The 18,083-nt window shown below is 58.6% G+C and carries 14 protein-coding genes and 3 pseudogenes; 11 read left to right on the forward strand and 6 right to left on the reverse strand.

Going from position 1 to position 18,083, the window contains the following annotated elements; translation table 11 throughout:
• Both QQK95_RS13275 and QQK95_RS13280 read right to left on the reverse strand, forming a co-directional pair.
• Positions 1-261 (reverse strand): annotated as a pseudogene (locus QQK95_RS13275) (baeRF12 domain-containing protein); the annotation flags it as partial.
• A 35-nt stretch (positions 262-296) separates the two neighbouring features.
• Positions 297-730 (reverse strand): annotated as a pseudogene (locus QQK95_RS13280) (GlcG/HbpS family heme-binding protein).
• A gap of 295 nt (positions 731-1,025) precedes the next feature.
• Here QQK95_RS13280 and QQK95_RS13285 point away from each other — a divergent pair.
• The 7 genes from QQK95_RS13285 to QQK95_RS13315 all read left to right on the forward strand — a co-directional run bounded on the left by QQK95_RS13285 (position 1,026) and on the right by QQK95_RS13315 (position 9,113).
• On the forward strand, positions 1,026-2,426 hold the full coding sequence (locus QQK95_RS13285) for an aminotransferase (RefSeq protein ID WP_284273022.1): 1,401 nt from the start codon (positions 1,026-1,028) through the stop codon (positions 2,424-2,426).
• Positions 2,427-2,585: 159 nt separating this feature from the next.
• On the forward strand, positions 2,586-3,614 hold the full coding sequence (locus QQK95_RS13290; RefSeq protein ID WP_284273043.1) for an ABC transporter substrate-binding protein: 1,029 nt from the start codon (positions 2,586-2,588) through the stop codon (positions 3,612-3,614).
• Positions 3,615-3,711: 97 nt separating this feature from the next.
• Positions 3,712-4,824, forward strand: coding sequence for an ABC transporter ATP-binding protein (locus QQK95_RS13295; RefSeq protein WP_284273024.1), 1,113 nt, complete (start codon positions 3,712-3,714; stop codon positions 4,822-4,824).
• Between the two features lie 11 nt (positions 4,825-4,835).
• Positions 4,836-5,747 carry an ABC transporter permease gene (locus tag QQK95_RS13300; protein WP_284273026.1) on the forward strand — a complete coding sequence of 304 codons (912 nt, stop codon included), beginning with the start codon at positions 4,836-4,838 and terminating at the stop codon, positions 5,745-5,747.
• The gene (locus QQK95_RS13305) at positions 5,740-6,546 is read left to right on the forward strand and encodes an ABC transporter permease (RefSeq protein WP_284273028.1); all 807 of its coding nucleotides are present in this window, start codon (positions 5,740-5,742) and stop codon (positions 6,544-6,546) included. Before QQK95_RS13300 ends, QQK95_RS13305 begins: the two co-directional genes overlap by 8 nt.
• Before the next feature lie 52 nt (positions 6,547-6,598).
• The gene (locus QQK95_RS13310; RefSeq protein WP_284273029.1) at positions 6,599-7,639 is read left to right on the forward strand and encodes a histone deacetylase family protein; all 1,041 of its coding nucleotides are present in this window, start codon (positions 6,599-6,601) and stop codon (positions 7,637-7,639) included.
• 40 nt (positions 7,640-7,679) lie between these two features.
• Positions 7,680-9,113: an aldehyde dehydrogenase family protein gene (locus QQK95_RS13315; protein WP_284273031.1), complete on the forward strand. Its 1,434-nt coding sequence runs from the start codon at positions 7,680-7,682 to the stop codon at positions 9,111-9,113.
• Positions 9,114-9,222: 109 nt separating this feature from the next.
• Here QQK95_RS13315 and QQK95_RS13320 read toward each other — a convergent pair whose 3' ends face one another.
• Complete coding sequence (locus QQK95_RS13320; RefSeq protein WP_284273032.1) at positions 9,223-10,122, reverse strand: helix-turn-helix domain-containing protein; 900 nt, start codon at positions 10,120-10,122, stop codon at positions 9,223-9,225.
• A 331-nt stretch (positions 10,123-10,453) separates the two neighbouring features.
• Entirely contained in the window at positions 10,454-11,374 is a 921-nt protein-coding gene (locus QQK95_RS13325; RefSeq protein ID WP_284273034.1) for a LysR substrate-binding domain-containing protein, read from the reverse strand.
• Positions 11,375-11,487: 113 nt separating this feature from the next.
• Here QQK95_RS13325 and QQK95_RS13330 point away from each other — a divergent pair, with 113 nt between their 5' ends.
• Genes QQK95_RS13330 through QQK95_RS13345 form a run of 4 tightly spaced genes read left to right on the forward strand, consistent with a single transcriptional unit; the run spans position 11,488 to position 16,845 of the window.
• Positions 11,488-12,591, forward strand: a complete 1,104-nt coding sequence (locus QQK95_RS13330) for a glycine cleavage T C-terminal barrel domain-containing protein (RefSeq protein ID WP_284273036.1) — start codon at positions 11,488-11,490, stop codon at positions 12,589-12,591.
• 30 nt (positions 12,592-12,621) lie between these two features.
• Positions 12,622-14,247 (forward strand): acyl-CoA synthetase, encoded by a 1,626-nt coding sequence (locus tag QQK95_RS13335; protein ID WP_284273038.1) that lies wholly within the window; start codon positions 12,622-12,624, stop codon positions 14,245-14,247.
• Positions 14,244-15,995 (forward strand): acyl-CoA dehydrogenase, encoded by a 1,752-nt coding sequence (locus QQK95_RS13340; RefSeq protein WP_284273039.1) that lies wholly within the window; start codon positions 14,244-14,246, stop codon positions 15,993-15,995. Before QQK95_RS13335 ends, QQK95_RS13340 begins: the two co-directional genes overlap by 4 nt.
• A gap of 43 nt (positions 15,996-16,038) precedes the next feature.
• Positions 16,039-16,845: a crotonase/enoyl-CoA hydratase family protein gene (locus QQK95_RS13345; RefSeq protein ID WP_407660556.1), complete on the forward strand. Its 807-nt coding sequence runs from the start codon at positions 16,039-16,041 to the stop codon at positions 16,843-16,845.
• Between the two features lie 291 nt (positions 16,846-17,136).
• Here QQK95_RS13345 and QQK95_RS13350 read toward each other — a convergent pair whose 3' ends face one another.
• Positions 17,137-17,910 carry an ABC transporter permease gene (locus QQK95_RS13350; protein WP_284273041.1) on the reverse strand — a complete coding sequence of 258 codons (774 nt, stop codon included), beginning with the start codon at positions 17,908-17,910 and terminating at the stop codon, positions 17,137-17,139.
• Positions 17,894-18,083 (reverse strand): annotated as a pseudogene (locus tag QQK95_RS13355) (hypothetical protein); the annotation flags it as partial. The gene QQK95_RS13350 and the pseudogene QQK95_RS13355, both read right to left, overlap by 17 nt.

Here is an 18,083-nt window from a genome sequence, read left to right on the forward strand (position 1 = left end):
CCGGAATGGTGGCCGGTGTTTGATCGGAATGGCGGCCGGCTTCACGTCGGAATCCGCACCTACAAGCACGGCGGAAAGTTTCTGGTGGTAATGCTTGCGAAGTTCCCCAAGCGTTCGCGGGGCAGCGATCACGATTAGCTTGCCGATCTGGCCGCCGAGGACTTGTCGATTGAGCAGATCGGCGGTACCGGCCGCGAAACTGTCTTCTTCGATCTGACTGCTGTCCGGGTTCGCGGAACTGCTCTGATGCGATGGACCTGCTCCGGTATCCCTCGGCAACGAACAGCCGGTCTCGTCTAATCTTGGCCAGGATCTCCGACCAGGCCTGCGCTCGCAATGCCGGCCAGTGCAGCGGCTTCATCATTGTCGGACGTACAGCCGGAAACGCCGACTGAACCCAGGACCTTGCCTGCGGCGTCCTTGATTAACACTCCACCGGCACCGGAACGAGGCTTCCGCCAACAGCCTGCGTCGCTGCTGAAATGAAGAAGGGCTGCTCTTTTGCGCGCTTGAAAAGCGACCTTGATCCCATTCCCATCGCCAGAGCTCCATCGGCCTTGCCTCTGGCGATTGAAGAGCGCTTCAGGCTTGCCTCGTCCATCGTCGCGGCGGCTTTCAGTTCTCCGCGGGCATCCAGGACAATCGCGTAGATCGGCTTCATCCTCATACTGGCGGCGTATTCAAGAACGCCTGCGACGATGGCTTGGGCTTGTTCCAGTCGAATATTCAAGCAGAGCTCCTGGGGTCGGCCCCGGCAACTTACGGCGAGGGCAGGTGGCTAGACAAGCTTAACCGCTTGGGAAGGGCGTGTTTCGCCCATTGGCGGCATGGCAGTCTATCAGGGATCAATGATGGTGGTGTCAGTACAATGACAATCGCCAAGCCAAGGTTTGTGCGAGACGATCACTTGTCAATCGGAAAAAGGCCGATGCCTATTTATTAGGCGTTGTCCCGCCGTCCAGTGGCTAGAGCGAAAAGGAGTTCCATGCTTCCTACAGCATAGTCTTTAGATCGTGAGGATTATTATGGTTGAACCTGCTCTCTCGCTAAATGAAACCGGCGCCCTCGCCAATGAGCGGTTTCACCTGATCCAGGCCGCCCCTCTGGCCGGCAGTATCGGTGCGGAAGCTCGCGAACTCATCACATCCTCGGAAGATATTTTCGTCACCGATCAGAGCGGAAGAAAACTGATCGACGGACCGGCAGGCATGTGGTGCATCAACGTCGGACATCGCAACCAAGCGCTGGCCGATACATTGCGCGACCAGGCAATGTCGATGACCTATTCAACGCCGTGGTATACAAGCAATGCTCCCGCGGAGAAGCTTGCTCAGATGCTCGCGGAGCGCGCGCCGGGTGATCTCAACCATGTCTTCTTGACGACTGGCGGTTCATCCGCCGTCGAAACAGCCATACGGCTCGTACAGTTCTACAACAACGTCCGCGGACTACCGCAGAAGAAGCTGTTGATCTCACGCCAGGGCAGCTACCATGGCTCGACATACCTGACCGCGTCGCTGAACGGCCGCCCGCGTGATCACGACTGGATGGATGGCGCAGGCGATCTCGTCAGAAAACTGACTTGCCCCAATCCCTTCCACCGACCGGCGAACTTGTCGCTGGAGGCGTTCGAAGATTTCCTCGTCGATGAGTTTCGCGCGCTCATCGAGCACGAGGGTGCCCAACAGATCGCCGCTTTTATCGCCGAACCGATCCAGGCGAGCGGCGGGGTGTTGATGTCGCCGCCGAACTATCTCAAGCGCATGCGAGCGCTCTGCACGGAAAATGACATTCTGTTTATCGCTGACGAGGTCGTCACCGCTTTCGGGCGGCTCGGCCATATCTTCGCATCGCAGGACGTGTTCGGAATCCAGCCGGATATGATCACTTTCGCTAAAGGCGTCACGTCAGGGTATTTTCCCCTTGGTGGCGTGATGGTGTCGGATCGCTTGCTCAGCGAACTTCGCCGCTCGAACCATCCAAAAGCGAACTTCGTGCATGGTCTGACCTATTCCAGTCATCCCATCGGCTGCGCGGTGGCAATCCGCAATATCGAGCTGCTGGAAGATGGTCTCCTGGATCACGCGCGTGAGATCGGTCCCTACTTTCAAGAGCAGTTGCGGACGCTCGAGGCACTACCTCTCGTAGGTGAGGTGCGCGGGGCCGGACTGATGGCGGGGATTGAATGTGTTGCCGATGCCAAGACGGAGGATCGTCTTGATCTCGACCTGACCGTCGGTAAGCGCATCGATTTTCATTGCCAGGAGAATGGATTGCTTGTCCGGCCCCTGATCAATATGTGCGTGATGTCGCCGCCGCTGACAATCAGCCGCTCGCAAATCGACATGATGACCGATGCTCTTCGCAAAGGAATTGAAGCCACCGCGGATGACCTGGTCCGTGAGGGACTTTGGAGCCCGGCATGATCTGGCCGCCTGCCTTCATTTTAGGCAGAGCGGATGGCTAGACGACAACCAACCAGCCTGAGCATTTTTGAAGCCGGGCCTGAAGTTCCATCGGATGCCCTTCAGGTGCTGAAGCGTTGGAATACCGGACTATCGAGCCAGAAACCAAGCGAGAGCCAAATGAAACTTACCGCAACGTCCGCCGCGTTAATTCTGGGCCTGAGCACCACCGTCGCCCTGGCTGAAGGCAATCTCAACATCTACAATTGGGGCGAGTACACCAGCCCCGAATTGATCGACAAATTCTCAAAGACCTACAACATCCATGTGACGCAGACAGATTTCGATTCCAACGACACCGCACTTGCAAAGGTGCGTCAGGGTTCCTCCGGGTTCGACGTCGTGGTTCCCTCGCAGAGCTTCATCCCCACCTATATTCAAGAAGGGCTGCTTGCCGAGACAAACCCGGGCCAGATGGAAAATGCCAAGAACCTCGAGGAGAGGTGGCGGGATCCCGCTTTCGACCCAGGCCGGAAATATTCCGTGCCGTGGCTTTGGTATACCAGCGGCGTAAGCGTCAATACGTCCGTCTTCAAAGGCGACATAAATACCTGGAAGGTGATTCTGGATCCGCCGGCTGAATTGAAGGGAAAGATCAACATCGTTCCCGAGATGAACGATATCATGTTCGCCGCGATCAAGTTCGAAGGCGGAACATGGTGCACAAGCGATAAGGCCTTGCTCACCAAGGTCCGCGACCGTCTCCTGGAGGCCAAGAAGAGCTGGCTGTCGATCGACTATTCCGGAACACTGAAAATGGCCTCCGGAGATGTTTCGGCTTCGCTTGACTGGAGTGGTTCCGCGTTGAAGCGCCGTACTCAAAATCACAGCATCGCCTATGGCCTTCCCAAAGAGGGCTTCACCTACGGCTCTGACAATGTGGTGGTTCTGAAGGATGCTCCAAATCTGGAGAACGCCAAGCTTTTTCAAAACTTCATTATGGCGCCCGAAAACGCGGCATTGAATTCGACCTTTGCCAAATATGGCGCGGCTATCATCGGTGCTGAAAAATACTACTCGGACGATATGAAGGGTGCGCCGGAGCTGACCATTCCCGACGATATGAAATCAAAGGGTGAGCTTCTGACGCTTTGCGACCCGAAGATCACGCAGCTCTACAGCCGTATCTGGCAGGACGTCCAGAAGTAGCTGCTTCTATCGGTCCGCTGGCGATGTTTGCGCTGCATTCGACGACAGCGTTTCCTATCGGCGGCATAACTCCTGAGTGATTCATTTTGGGGACGCTATGAAAGATGAATCTACGCCGGGCGTAGCCATCCGCTTGAACCAGGTTACCAAGACCTACGGTTCGGGAAACGCCGTCGTCACCGCGGTCAAAAGCACGACGCTGGACATCTTCAACAATGAGTTTTTCACATTACTTGGGCCATCGGGCTGCGGAAAAACCACTCTATTGCGCCTGATAGGCGGTTTCGAATATCCGACGGCCGGAACCATCCTTCTCGGTGGCGAGGACATTGCATCGGTCCCTCCGTTCCAACGGCCCATCAACACCGTCTTCCAGAACTATGCTCTTTTCCCGCACATGACGGTTGCGCAGAACATCGGCTTTGGGCTGCGGATGCTCAAACGGCCCCGCCACGAAATCGCTGCCCGTGTCGATGAGATGTTGAAACTCGTGCGACTGGAGAATCTGTCAGATCGGCGAACAAGTCAGATATCGGGCGGCCAACAGCAGCGGGTCGCGCTGGCGCGCGCGCTCGCATCCGAGCCGAAGGTCTTGCTTCTCGACGAGTCACTTTCAGCGCTGGACTACAAACTCCGCAAGGAAATGCAGATGGAGCTCAAGTCGCTCCAGGCTGCGACGGGGATAACTTTCATTTTCGTGACGCATGACCAGGAGGAGGCTTTGACGATGTCCGATCGCGTCGCCGTGCTGTCTTCAGGTGAAATAATGCAAGTCGGAACCCCGCACGAAGTCTACATCAAGCCTGCAAATCACTTCGTCGCGAACTTCGTAGGTGAGACGAATTTCCTGCAGGGGCGGGGGCTCAACTCGGATGACCGCGGGGCCGTGATCGATGTTCGAGGGGTCGGCGCCGTCGCTATTGCGACAAAGGATAGGGTTGCGCCCGGTCAACTGGTGAACATCGTCGTGCGGCCCGAGCATTTGCGAATTCTACCGTTGGCCCAGGAGCCGGCCGGCCAACTTACCGGATCTGTGAAAGCGGTAAGCTTCTGCGGTGCCGAAACGCAGTACACAATCGAATTGAGCCGAGGCGCGGCTGTTGTCACGGTCCGCAGGTATAATACGCCGGAGGAAAATCTCCCCATCGCGATCGGCGACGAGGTCTCGGTGAATTTCACACCGAACTCAGCCCAGATCCTGCCCGCTTGAGAGGCGTAGAGATGGCAAGTCTTGAAGCAGTCCGGTCCAAATCAGCAAGCCGAACGCGATGGCTTTTGATCAGCCCCGCGGTTCTGGTCGTCATAATCGGTGCGATCGCACCCCTTCTGGTTATTGTGACGTATTCATTCTTGACCCCTGGTCCGACCGGCGGCGTGAACTACACTCTATCTTTCGATGCCTGGACGCGCGTCCTTTTTGACCGCGATGTCTTCGACGACACGCTGACGCTGTCAGGGACGAACCTCGAGATTTTGCTGCGCTCGCTTCTCCTGTCGCTGGCAACCACGGTTCTGTGCCTGCTCGTGGGATTTCCCACCGCCTATTTCATCGCGACCCGCAATCCGCTCAACCGGGAAGTATGGCTTTTGCTCGTCACCGTTCCGTTCTGGACAAATCTCCTGATCCGCACGTTCGCCATACAGGATCTGATCCGCAACGAAGGGATCATCAATACACTTCTGATCAAGACTGGTTTTATTTCCGAACCAATACAGATGCTGTTTACGAATTTCGCGATTTGCCTCGGACTTGTCTACGTCTACCTGCCTCTCATGATCCTGCCTGTCTACGCAAGTCTGGAAAGGCAGGACCGAAGCCTGCTCGAGGCGGCGTCCGACCTGTACGCTCGTCCATTCAATGTGCTTCGCGAAATCATCGTACCACTTGCCAAGCCCGGCATCATCGCCGGCTCCATTCTTGTGTTCATCCCTGCAATCGGAACCTATGTCACTCCTATCCTGCTCGGTGGCGGCAGAAATCTCATGATTGGCAACTACATCGAATTTCAGTTCGGCCAAGGTCGCGATTGGCCTTTCGGCTCCGCGCTTTCGCTGGCCCTGATGGCCATCGTGATGGTGGCGCTTCTCGTCTACATCCGGCATGGCGACAGCCACGGACACGAACATGGCTAAAGCGTTCCCGGTAACCCACCAGCGTGGCTTCGGCACTGTCGCCATCACAACGTTCATTTTCCTCTACGCACCATTGGCAGTCGCGCTCGTTTTTGCGTTCAATGCCGGGACCAGTCCTGCGAAATGGGGAGGATTTTCGCTTCGATGGTTTCAAAGCGCGGCAAACAATCAGCAAGTGATCAGCGCCTCTATTCTGTCGCTGAAACTTGCCGCCATATCTGCCATCTTGTCGACAACGTTGGCGACGCTGGCCGCATTGGCCATGAGCCGGACCCCAAGGTTTCGAGGGTGGACATTAGCCTATAGTGCGATTTCCTTTCCGCTGATGGTGCCTGAGATCGTTACTGCGGTCGCGCTGCTGGTTGTAACCGCCACATTTCGTGGCTGGACCGGCTATTCTGGTCTCGGATACCTGGTCCTGGCGCACACGGCGTTCTGCGTGCCGTTCGCCTATCTCCCGATCCGTGCCCGCCTCCAGACGATGGACATAAGCCTGGAACGTGCTGCCGGTGATCTGTACGCATCGCCGTGGAACGCGTTTCGCTTCGTCACGATGCCTTTGCTTTTCCCAGGCATCCTGGCGGGCTTCATCCTGGCCTTTGTCACGTCGCTGGATGACGTCGTGATCACCGAATTCGTAAAGACGGCCGGCCAGGACACCCTGCCTACTTATATGCTTGGCCAGGTGCGCCGCACGATTACTCCCGAGGTCAATGCGATAGCGGCCGTTTTCCTGCTGATCTCCGTGGCGCTTGTCATGTGCATCTACGTCGTGAACCAGCGAACGAAGATCAATTGAAGTCTAAATTTCTCACATCCCCTCTTGATATCCGCAACGTGGGCAATGCTCTATGAAAACGATTTTCTCGCCGATACAGCTGAAACACCAAGGTCAATTCGAATTTTACAATGGCGCTGTTGTCGAGGGTTACGAGAACACATCGCGCGCAACGTTCATAACAAGCCGGATCGAGGAGGTGGGTCTCGGGCCCGTTCTTAACCCACGGCCGCAGTCCCTGGATACCGCCAGACGGATTCACTCACCTGCCTATCTCGACTTTATAGCGTCAGCGTGGCGGCTTTGGCGGGACGCTGGACGGACGGGTACAGCTCTCCCCTATGCTTGGCCGGCGAGAGGCAGGTACAAGGATGTCACCCCGGATTCTATCGACGCCCTGCTGGGACAATATTCCATCGACGCCAGCACAGGGTTTGTCGAAGGCACCTGGGAAGCCGTCAAGGCTTCGCATGACGCGGCCGTGACCGCGGCAGATTTGATCATTGAGGGCGAACAGGCTTGTTTTGCCCTTTGCCGACCGCCCGGCCACCACGCCGGAACCGACTTCAATGGCGGCTATTGTTTCGTCAACAATGCTGCCGTCGCCGCGCAGCGCCTGCTGGACGCTGGCGCCTCGCGCGTGACAATTCTGGACATCGACTATCACCACGGCAACGGCACACAAGAGATATTCTACGCGCGCGGTGACGTTCAGGTTGTCAGCCTTCACGCCGATCCCCGCAATGACTATCCGTTTTTTGCCGGCTACGCGGATGAACGCGGTTCCGGCGGCGGAGAGGGGTTCAACATCAATATACCGCTTCCGCATGGCACCGACTGGGCGCAGTGGGAGGGCGCGCTCGAGTTCGCGCTTGGCAGCGTCCGGCAGTTTGGCCCTGACGTAGTCGTCATCTCCCATGGCGTTGACACCTTCGAGGGCGATCCGATCAGTCGCTTCCGACTCTCCCACGACCATTTTCCGCTTATCGGCGCCCACCTGGCAGGCCTCGGGACGAAAACCCTGTTCGTTCTGGAAGGCGGCTATGCCGTCGAAGACGTCGGCATCAATGTTGTCGGGGTTCTTTCTGGCTATGAAGATGCCATCCGCCGTTGAGCCACTGGCAAGAACGAACAACAATCTTACTGGAGCAGGCATGCAGTCCGACAACGCATCGAAATTCTATATCGACGGACAATGGGTCATGCCGACCGGGGCTGGCCGAATGGACGTGATCGATCCCGCGACCGAACATTCGTTCATGCAGATTGCGATCGGCACTATCGAAGATGCCGATTTGGCCGTGCAAGCCGCTTTCGCGGCCTTTCCGGCTTTCTCACAAACAGGCAAGGACGAGAGGCTGGAACTCCTGCGCAATGTCCTACGATGCTACAATGATCGCTATGACGATATCGCGCGGGCCGTCAGCATGGAACTCGGTGCGCCGTTGACATTCTCGCGCGCGGCCCAAGCCTGGGCGGGACAGATTCATTTGGAGTCGACAATCGCGGCTCTTGAAGCATTCAGCTTCGACGAGCACCACGCAAGCTCGATGATCACCTGGGAGCCTATCGGCGTTTGCGCGCTCATCACGCCGTGGAATTGGCCACTGAACCAAATCGTCTGCAAAGTCGCGCCGGCTCTTGCGGCGGGCTGTACAGTCGTGCTGAAGCCGTCCGAGTTGGCGCCCCTCAGCGCGATCATCTTCGCGGAAGTGCTTGAGAAGGCCGGAATACCAAAGGGTGTCTTCAACCTCATCAACGGGACAGGACCTGAGGTCGGACAGTATCTGGCAGGTCATCCTCGCGTCGATATGGTGTCCTTCACAGGATCCACGCGCGCGGGCATCATGGTCGCCAAAACTGCCGCTGAAACTGTCAAGCGCGTGGCTCAGGAGTTGGGCGGAAAATCGGCCAATATCGTGCTGGCCGACGCTGACCTCGAGAATGCGGTCGTCAAGGGTGTCGAGGCGTGTTTCAGCAATTCGGGCCAGTCTTGCGACGCGCCAACGCGCCTTCTGGTCCCGGCCGATCGACATGCAGAGGCGCTCGACATCGCGAAGCGGGTCGCCGCCGCCACCCGCGTCGGAGATCCTTCAAGTGAAGATACCGATATGGGGCCGGTGATCAGCCAGCAGCAATTCGACAAGATCCAGCGGATGATTGGTCTTGGCATCGAGGAAGGCGCCACTTTGGTTGCAGGCGGACCAGGCAAGCCTGAGGGTCTCGATGTTGGCTTCTACGTCAAGCCAACGATCTTCGGTGGCGTTACGCCGGAGATGACGATTGCCCGCGAGGAAATTTTTGGTCCGGTCCTGTCGATTATTCCCTACGAGACCGAGGCGGACGCGATACGGATCGCGAACGACTCGATCTACGGTCTGGCGGCATACGTGCAAAGCGGCAACCTGGAGAGAGCAAGAGCGGTCGCGCGCAAACTGCAAGCCGGCTCAGTCTACGTCAACTATGCGCCGTGGGATACGCATGCACCGTTCGGCGGTTATAAACAGTCCGGGAATGGCCGCGAATACAGCCACTGGGGAATGCGAGACTTTATGGAGGTCAAGGGGATTGTAGGTTGGGGGGCGTGACCTTCGTCTCCCCTCGGCGACAGCTCAAAACCGCCCGAAGGACGTCCAAAGCCGGTGAACGCTGATATGGAGCAACTGCGGTGATGATGCGGGACGCCCCTTGGGGATGCTAACCCTTCAGGGTTTGAGAGGGCGTTTCGCCGAAAAGCGACTTGTAGCGCAGCGCAAAGCGGCTCCAGTGAAAGAAGCCCCAATCCATTGCAATTTCAGATACCTTCCGCGGCGAGCAACGAGCGTGCAGCAAGTCGCGGCGGGCGCCGTTCAGGCGAAGCATCATCAGGATTTTGTCGAGAGGGATCTGCGTGAAACTTTGGCAGGATGCCCTGAGGTTGAAGGCCGATACACCAAGATCCCGCGACAGCGACTTCACCGAATGGGGCATATCAGGCGCATCGAAAATTCGATCGCGGATCTTTCTATAGATTTGTTCTGTCTGCGCTATGTGCGGCGTTTGGCGAACGAGGCTTTTCTGGAAAAGCAGCTCGAAACGATCTGTAATGACGTCCGCGAGCACGCCGTCGAATTTTCCCCAGGCGCATGGATGCGATTGTTGGCGAGCGCCTCCAAGCAACGACAGCAGCCAGTCCGCAAGAAAAGCCGCATTCTCTAGAGGCGGTTCGACAAGCTCCGCTATTCTGCTGCGGTCCTCGTCCGCGACAGCATCGCGCCTTAGGACGAGCATCAGCAGGTCGCTATCGGCGTCCATGAACCCGATGCGATTGGTCCAGTTTAAGGCGAAACCTGAAACGCCGGGCGCTTTTTCGCCGCGGACCAATTCGCTTCGATCGCGTTTAGGGTAGTAATAGAAGATCATGCTGCCTTCAGGCGCCGAGAACATTTGTTCCGTGCCGACACTGATGGTCTCGCGCAAAATCTCCACGCCCGGGAGCAGGATAGCCATGGTTCGACCGTCATAGCCGCCGGTCGAAACCTGTCGGTATTCCTGCCGCCAACCTGGCAAGGACGCTTCCTGCTCCGTTGCGTCATGGAAGGTGGTCTCAAAAAACACGTCGCGCGCACCTCCTGCACTACTCTGAAGAATTTAGCGCCGAGCCCTCGGTTGGAAAAAATTCAGGACAAGACATCACTCGTTGGCCTGTCTGCTATCCTAGCGCGGGACGTCGCTCGTCGCTACCGTACCACGCTCCGATTTCAGCCTGACCTGCGATCGTACTATCACCGGATCATTGACCTCTATCCTTCCCGTTTCGGGGTCAGTGCCCAGTTATTGGGCATTTTGTATAGTTCCGGAGTCCATCGCGTCGGATGGCCTTCGCCGTTGGTGGGGGCACCACCTGATGCGGCCGCTGAAGCTGATGGTCATCGCCGCGAGCGCTGCCTCATGGACGTTCAGCTTGGGTGCTTGTTGGCTTTTCCGGCTTCTGTACGGCGGACAGCAGCCATTCGACAAACAACGGGGCATCTGGATGGCGGCTGCTGCCTGCTGGTTGGATCAGATGAAACGCTTCATCGATAGGCACCGCGAGAGGAAACGGCGCTATCAATCGGCCGGAGGCCAGGGCATGTCCGGCAAGGGAACTGCGGCCCAGTGCTACGCCTGCACAGTCCGCCGCCAACTCAAACGCCGTCAAGGACGAGTCGAGATGCAACCCTGAACCGGCATCGACTTGCTGGGCTCCAGCCGCCTTTAGCCAGATGCCCCAGCCTTCATGATAGCCCAGCACGTGCAACAAACGATGATGACGCAGGTCCTGCGGACTGTTCAGAGGATTGCGGCCAGGCAATTCGGGTGCGCAAAGGGGAGTGATGGTTTCCCACGTCAGGCGATGGCTGTTGAACCCAGGCCAGTGTCCGGTGCCATATTGGATGTCGAGATCGAAGTCCTGCGCGTCAAAGGCGTCATTCCAGACGCTTGAAAGCAAGCGGATATTCTTGTCCGGATAACGTTCGAGATATTCGGGCAAGCGCTGAGCCAGCCAATTGACGGCGAAGGAAATGGCGCATCGCACAGTCAGCGAACTGGTCCGGCGCTGGCCAAACACCTCACGCGTGCCGATAGCCAGCCGTTCCATCGCATCCTGCACCTTGGGCAGATAGGCGGCGCCAGATTTGGTGAGCTCCAGGCCGCGCGGGCGGCGGATGAACAGCACATGGTGCAGATGGTGCTCCAACGATTTCACATGTTTGGACACCGCGGCTTGCGTGATGTGCAATTCGGAGGCGGCATGGGTGAAACTGAGCGTACGGGCCGAAGCCTCGAATGCGCGTAGCCATGTCAGAGGCGGGAGGTAACGGTTCATAGCGCGCTCCAAAACACAGCCATAACTTTTTGTATAGGCATGCCCCCCTAATACGTCCTTTGACGAAACCCCGCCAGCCGGATCATTGGTTGTCGACCATAAGGGAGGGGCCGATGTTTTCAGTTTTCCCAACGGCGCGATTGCGGCCGTCACCGTTTTACGCCTCGGCCGTCGCCGAAGGTATGATCGCGGCCAGCATCTATAACCGGATGATCATGCCCACGTCTTATGGTGATCCCGAGGCGGAATACTGGCGACTGATCAACGGCGTCTCTCAATGGGATGTCGGGGTGGAGCGACAGGTGCAACTGAAAGGGCCGGATGCGGGCCGCCTGGCGCAGATCCTGTCACCGCGCGATCTGTCCAACTGCAAAGTCGGTCAGGGCAAATATGTGCCGCTATGCAACCATAGAGGCACGATCATCAATGATCCGATTCTGCTGAAGCTGGCGGATGACCTTTATTGGCTATCGATTGCCGATAGCGACATCTGGTTTTGGGCCAGCGCCATTGCCGCCGAACGTGGCCTGACCGTCGAGGTCAGCGAGCCTGACGTCTCCCCCATGGCGCTGCAAGGGCCGAAAGCCGAGGATGTCGTGGCCCATGTATTGGGGGATTGGGTTCGACAGCTGAAGTATTTCTGGTTCAAGGAAACCGAAATCGAAGGCATTCCGGTGGCCGTTCAGCGGTCTGGCTGGTCCAAGCAAGGTGGGTTCGAGATCTATCTGAAAGACGGGTCTCGCGGCACCCGGCTTTGGAATATCTTCAAGGAGGCGGGCCAGCCCTGGGGCATCGGCCCAGGCGCTCCTGCCACGGCGGAACGCACCGAAAGCGGGCTTGTGTCGGTCGGTGGTGATACCGACGAGGCGACCAATCCGTTCGAGGTGCGTCTGGGCAAGTACGTCGATCTTGATGTCGGCGATGACGTCGTGGGCATCCAGGCGCTGCGTCGGATCAAGGCGGAGGGTGTGAAACGCCATCAGCTCGGTCTGGTGCTTGAAGGCGATGCCCCGGCTCCCCTGGGCTTCCGCCGCCAAGACATCATCCGCAATGGCCAGCGCATCGGCATGATGACCAATTGCGTCTGGTCGCCGCGTCTGAAAGCCAACATCGGCTATGCGCTGATCGACGCAGCCGTGCCTGCAGGCGAAACAGTGCAGGTGATACGCGATCAGGGGCCGGTTTCCGCCAACCTCGTAGAGTTGCCTTTTCTGTAACGCCGGGACCGTTGGTCATAGGATCAGAGCATGAGACAGCACTACGACGCTCCCCACCGCGATGACGCCAACTATGTGGCCCTGTCTCCACTGTCATTCCTGAAAAGGGCCGAGTTGGTCTACTCCGGGCGCGCTGCGGTGACTTATGGCGACATAAGGCGCACATGGGCACAGACTGGCGCTCGCTGCCGTTCGGTCGCGGCGGGGCTGGCGGCTTTGGGCGTGGGGCCGGGGGACACGGTTTCGGTGCTGTCGCCAAACATTCCCGAACTCTTCGAACTGCACTATGCCGTGCCCTTGCTGGGGGCTGTGTTGAACACCATCAACACCCGCCTGGAGCCGGAAACCGTCGCCTATATCCTGGCGCATTCGGACTCGACGCTGGTGATTGCCGATACAGCCTTCGCGCCCCTGCTGCGTGAAGCCTTTCGATTGAATGGCAACACGCTCCCTGTGGTTGATATCGTCGATGCGCAGGCGCAGGCTTCTGCCGGGTTCGGCGAACGCAGCTATGACGATCTGGCGGCTCATCCTCCCATGGTATGGGAGCTGCCCAAGGATGAGTGGCAGGCGCTGGCGCTGAACTATACTTCGGGCACTTCGGGGCGGCCGAAGGGCGTGATTTATCACCATCGCGGCGCCTATCTGATGGCGATGGGGACGATTGCCGCATGGGCCTTGCCGCAGCACCCGACCTACCTGTCGGTCGTGCCCATGTTCCACTGCAACGGCTGGACGCATCCCTGGTCGATGGCGATCGTCGGAGCCAACATGGTTTTTTCCCGCGATGCCTCGCCTGGCAAATTGCTGGAAGCAATGGCGGCGCACCGCGTCACCCATATGGGAGCTGCCCCCATCGTGCTGCAGATGCTGTGCGACAGCCGAGATGCTTCCGCGCAGCCCTTCAATCCCCAGATCAGGGTCATGACCGCAGGTGCACCGCCTCCGCCCGCGGTTCTTGAAAAGGCCGCGCAGATCGGTCTCGATGTGATGCAGGTGTACGGACTGACCGAAACCTACGGTCATATTTCCCAATGTCTTTGGCAGGACGAATGGGAAGCCCTGTCTGTTTCTGCAAGAGCTGAAAAACAGGCGATGCAGGGCGTCGCCTTTCCGATGGTCGAGGACATCCGCGTCGTCGACCGCGACACCGGCACGGATGTGCCGCGCGATGGGCTGACACAAGGTGAGATCGCCATTCGCGGCAATACGGTGATGAAGGGATATTACAAGGACGCGACCTCCACCGCGGCGGCCTTCGAATCTGGCTGGTTCTGGTCCGGTGATGCCGCGGTGGTCCATCCTGACGGGTATATTCAGATCCGGGACCGGCTGAAGGATGTGATCATCTCAGGCGGGGAAAACATCTCGTCCGTCGAGGTCGAGTCCGTTCTATACCGACACCCTGCGATCAGCGTTGCGGCCGTGGTGCCCCGCCCGCATCCGAAATGGGGCGAGAGCCCATGCGCCTTTGTCGAACTGCGCGAGGGCGCGAGCGCGACCGAAGCGGAAATCATTGCCTTCTGTCGCGCCAATATCGCACATTTCAAAGCGCCGAAAACGGTGGTGTTCGGCCCTTTGCCAAAAACCGCGACAGGCAAGATTCAGAAGTTCATTCTGCGGGCGGCAGCCCGTGACCTGGGGCCTCAGGCATGACATTTCAAGCACCGGTCAAGGACCTGATGTTCAATATTGCCCACATCGCGCCATGGTCGGGCGATGCGATGGGTGATCTCGAGATAGCGTCAGCGGTCCTCGAAGAGTTCGGCCGCTTTTGTGCCGAGGAAATCGCGCCGCTGAATGCCGCGGGCGACCGCATCGGCTCGCACTGGGACGGAGGTCACGTCCAAACGCCGCCCGGATTCCGTGAGGCCTATGCCAAGTTCACCGACATGGGCTGGCAAGGGTTGCGTCATCCTTCGGAATTCGGCGGGCATGATATGCCCCGCGCTGTCGCCGCTGCGGCGACCGAAATCATCAACGCGGCCAATATGAGTTTTGCGCTATGTCCTCTTTTGACCGATGGCGCGATCGAGGCGCTTCTGCGTTTCGGGTCGCCTGAAATCCAACAGACCTATCTGCACAAGCTGGTTTCCGGCAAATGGACCGGCACGATGAATCTGACCGAGCCGCAGGCGGGCAGCGATCTGGCCCTGATACGGACAAGAGCCGAGCGCCAGGCGAATGGCACCTATCAGATCTCCGGAACAAAGATCTTCATCACCTATGGCGAGCATGATCTGGCCGAGAATATCATTCACCTCGTCCTTGCTCGAACGCCTGGCGCGCCCGACGGCGTCAAGGGCATCAGCCTGTTTCTCGTGCCGAAACTTCTGGTGGGCGAAAGTGGCGAACCCGGCGCGCAAAATTCGCTCCGCTGCCAAAGCATCGAACACAAGCTTGGCGTCAGGGCGAGCCCGACCTGCATGCTGGAATTCGAAGGCGCCACCGGCTTTCTGATCGGCCGCGAAAACGCCGGGCTGGAGATCATGTTCACGATGATGAACGCGGCACGCTTCGCCGTGGGCGTTCAAGGGGTTGCGATAGCAGAGCGTGCCTATCAGATGGCTCTGTCCTACGCAAAGACCCGTATGCAGGGGCGTCCAGTCGATGGCAGCGCTTTCGAGGCAGTTCCCATTATCCGTCACCCGGATGTCCGCCGCATGCTGGCGCACATGCGCGCCACGACCGAAGGGGGCCGGGCTCTTGCTGCCTCGGCCGCCGGATGGCAGGAGCGTGCGCAGTTTGCCGCCACGCCGGAACTGAGAGCGGAGGCCCTGGCGATAGGTGAATTTCTTGTGCCGCTGGTCAAGGGCTTCTGCACCGAGATGAGCCTTCAGACAGCCTCAACTGGGGTCCAGATTTTTGGTGGCATGGGGTTTGTCGAAGAAACCGGCGTTGCTCAGTACTACCGTGACGCACGAATCTTGCCGATCTACGAGGGCACGACGGCCATCCAGGCCAATGATCTGCTGGGGCGCAAGACGCTTCGAGACGGTGGATCAACGGCGAGACGCCTCGCTGCAATGATAGCTCAGACAGAAACTGCGCTACGGCAAGGTTCGCCCGTGGCGCAGGAGATCGCCGCGCAGCTGTCCTGCGCGCGGCAAGCATTTGAGTCCGTCGTTGCCCATCTGGTTGCGGTCAAGCCAGCGGATTTGAACGCCGCTTATGCCGGCGCCGTGCCCTATCTGATGCTGGCTGGCAATCTTGTAGCGGGCTGGCAACTGGCACGCTCGGTCCTCGTCGCCGAAGCGGAACTGGAGGACGGCCAAGATCCCGATTTCATGACCGCCAAGATCTCCACGGCACGGTTCTACGCCCAACACATTCTCGGGGACACCGACCTTCAGCGAGCCCGGGTCATGGACGGCGCCGCAAGCCTGTTGGACATCGAATTCTGAATAGAACAATCAACCCTCTTCAACTCGGGAACAGGACCGTACCATGGCCATCCAAATCGACATCACCCGATACAAGAACCTTGCCGTGGAGGCTCATGACGAGGGGGTTTGGGTCGTAACGCTGAACCGTTCGACCAAACGCAATGCGCTGGATGCCGATACGATCGAGGAACTGGTCGACTTTTTTTCCACCGCGCCTCGAGCGGGTGTGCGCGCGATTGTGCTGGCCGGGTCGGGGGATCATTTCTGCGCCGGACTCGACTTGATCGAACATCATCAAGCTGACCGCAGCCCGGCGGACTTCATGCATATTTGCCTGCGCTGGCACGAGGCCTTCAACAAAATGGAATATGGCGGCGTGCCGATCATAGCGGCGCTGCAGGGTGCCGTCGTCGGCGGTGGGCTGGAATTGGCGAGTGCCGCCCATATCCGGGTGATGGACAAGACAACCTATTTTGCGCTGCCTGAAGGCCAGCGCGGGCTTTTCACCGGCGGCGGCGCAACGATCCGCGTCACCGATCTGGTGGGCAAGGCGCGCATGATCGACATGATGCTGACGGGCCGGGTGTATCAAGGGCAAGAAGCGGTCGATCTGGGGCTCGCGCAGTACATCGTCGAAGGGTCAAGTTTCGAGAAGGCCCTGGAACTCGCCCACAAGGCAGCGCAGAACCTGCCCCTGTCCAACTTTGCGATTTGCTCCGCTGTGAGCCACATGCAGAATATGTCCGCGCTGGATGCCGCTTATGCCGAGGCTGTCGTCGCCGGTGTGGTGAACACTCAGCCCGAGGCGCGGGCTCGACTCGCCGCCTTCGCCGACAAGAGCGCGGCACGGGTGCGGGCCAACTATTGAGACTGATTCCAGAATTTGTCCCTGGCGGAATTGTGATTTGTGGAGTCGGCAGCGACAGCGCCGCCCAACTCCAGCCTTTTGCGAAAACCGTCGATGCGGAAGGCGAGCACCTCAGAAGCCTTTTTCAATCCGACGACGGAGATTAGTTCCAGAACCGGGCAGGCGGGCCTTTCTTGGTTCCACCATCGATCCCAGTTTCGGACCCAGCGTGTGCGCAGAATGCTTGCGCTCTCCCTCCTTGGCTCGGAGGGGAGCGGTTGTGAACAAGCTCTCGGTTGCCGTTGAAGATCCTCACACAGGCCGTTCGGAAGCGCTCGGCCGCCACTTGATGAAGTGCTTCTCGGCGACATCCAGGATGCTGTCGATAATCAGTACAAATATCGCGAGGATCAAGATCCCTGCGAAGACGCCGACCGCATCGAAATTGCCTTCCGCCTGAGCGATCAGATAGCCAAGCCCGGCGGAGGAGCCGAGATACTCGCCGATAATCGCCCCCACGACGGCAAACCCGACCGAAGTGCGCAATGAAGACAGAATCCAGCTTGCCGCTGCCGGGAAGTAGACGTGGCGAAGCAGGTCAGACCGCTTGGCCCCCAGGATGCGGGTGTTCGACAGCACGACCGGGTTCACTTCACGCACGCCCTGCATGGCGTTGAAGAAGGTGACGAAGAACACCAGCGTGACGGCGAGCGCCACCTTGGACCAGAGACCGAGGCCGAGCCAGAGTACGAATATCGGCGCAAGCACGACGCGCGGTATCGCGTTCAAACCCTTGATGAAAGGATCCAGAATTCGCGCTGCCGAACGACTGAGGCCGAGCCAGACGCCTGCTGCCACGCCGAGTGCCGTTCCGACAAGATAGCCGAGCACAGTTTCCGTCAAGGTGATGGCCACATGCTTATAGAAGCTGGTGTCCATTACCCAGGACGCCACCTGCTTGAGGATGTCGAGAGGAGCCGGGAAGAAGAACACGTCGATAATGCCCGCCGCGACACCGAGCTGCCAGCCGCCGACAATTGCCACCAGCAGTGCGAGTTGGATGAGGCGTTCAGTCGTGGCGTTCATAGCTTTTCTCCACTTCGCTACGCAGCGATGACCAGATGTTGCGATAAAGATCCATGAAACGTGGATCGAGCTTGATTTCAGCGACATCGCGCGGGCGTTGGAGATCAACGGGGAAGGGGACTGTCAGGAATTCCGTGTGCGGGCGGGCATAATGGGTAAAAAGGATTCCCACT

The organism is Mesorhizobium huakuii, assembly GCF_030160235.1.
In the GTDB taxonomy this organism is placed as follows: domain Bacteria; phylum Pseudomonadota; class Alphaproteobacteria; order Rhizobiales; family Rhizobiaceae; genus Mesorhizobium; species Mesorhizobium huakuii.

Excerpts from the sequence above, each read along its gene's own strand:
- QQK95_RS13305 (WP_284273028.1), top strand. The coding sequence starts at position 5,740 with ATGGCTAAAGCGTTCCCGGTAACCCACCAGCGTGGCTTCGGCACTGTC.
- QQK95_RS13330 (WP_284273036.1), top strand. The coding sequence starts at position 11,488 with ATGTTTTCAGTTTTCCCAACGGCGCGATTGCGGCCGTCACCGTTTTAC.
- QQK95_RS13315 (WP_284273031.1), top strand. The coding sequence starts at position 7,680 with ATGCAGTCCGACAACGCATCGAAATTCTATATCGACGGACAATGGGTC.
- QQK95_RS13350 (WP_284273041.1), bottom strand. The coding sequence starts at position 17,910 with ATGAACGCCACGACTGAACGCCTCATCCAACTCGCACTGCTGGTGGCA.
- QQK95_RS13335 (WP_284273038.1), top strand. The coding sequence starts at position 12,622 with ATGAGACAGCACTACGACGCTCCCCACCGCGATGACGCCAACTATGTG.
- QQK95_RS13290 (WP_284273043.1), top strand. The coding sequence starts at position 2,586 with ATGAAACTTACCGCAACGTCCGCCGCGTTAATTCTGGGCCTGAGCACC.
- QQK95_RS13340 (WP_284273039.1), top strand. The coding sequence starts at position 14,244 with ATGACATTTCAAGCACCGGTCAAGGACCTGATGTTCAATATTGCCCAC.
- QQK95_RS13325 (WP_284273034.1), bottom strand. The coding sequence starts at position 11,374 with ATGAACCGTTACCTCCCGCCTCTGACATGGCTACGCGCATTCGAGGCT.
- QQK95_RS13310 (WP_284273029.1), top strand. The coding sequence starts at position 6,599 with ATGAAAACGATTTTCTCGCCGATACAGCTGAAACACCAAGGTCAATTC.
- QQK95_RS13295 (WP_284273024.1), top strand. The coding sequence starts at position 3,712 with ATGAAAGATGAATCTACGCCGGGCGTAGCCATCCGCTTGAACCAGGTT.
- QQK95_RS13345 (WP_407660556.1), top strand. The coding sequence starts at position 16,039 with ATGGCCATCCAAATCGACATCACCCGATACAAGAACCTTGCCGTGGAG.
- QQK95_RS13300 (WP_284273026.1), top strand. The coding sequence starts at position 4,836 with ATGGCAAGTCTTGAAGCAGTCCGGTCCAAATCAGCAAGCCGAACGCGA.
- QQK95_RS13285 (WP_284273022.1), top strand. The coding sequence starts at position 1,026 with ATGGTTGAACCTGCTCTCTCGCTAAATGAAACCGGCGCCCTCGCCAAT.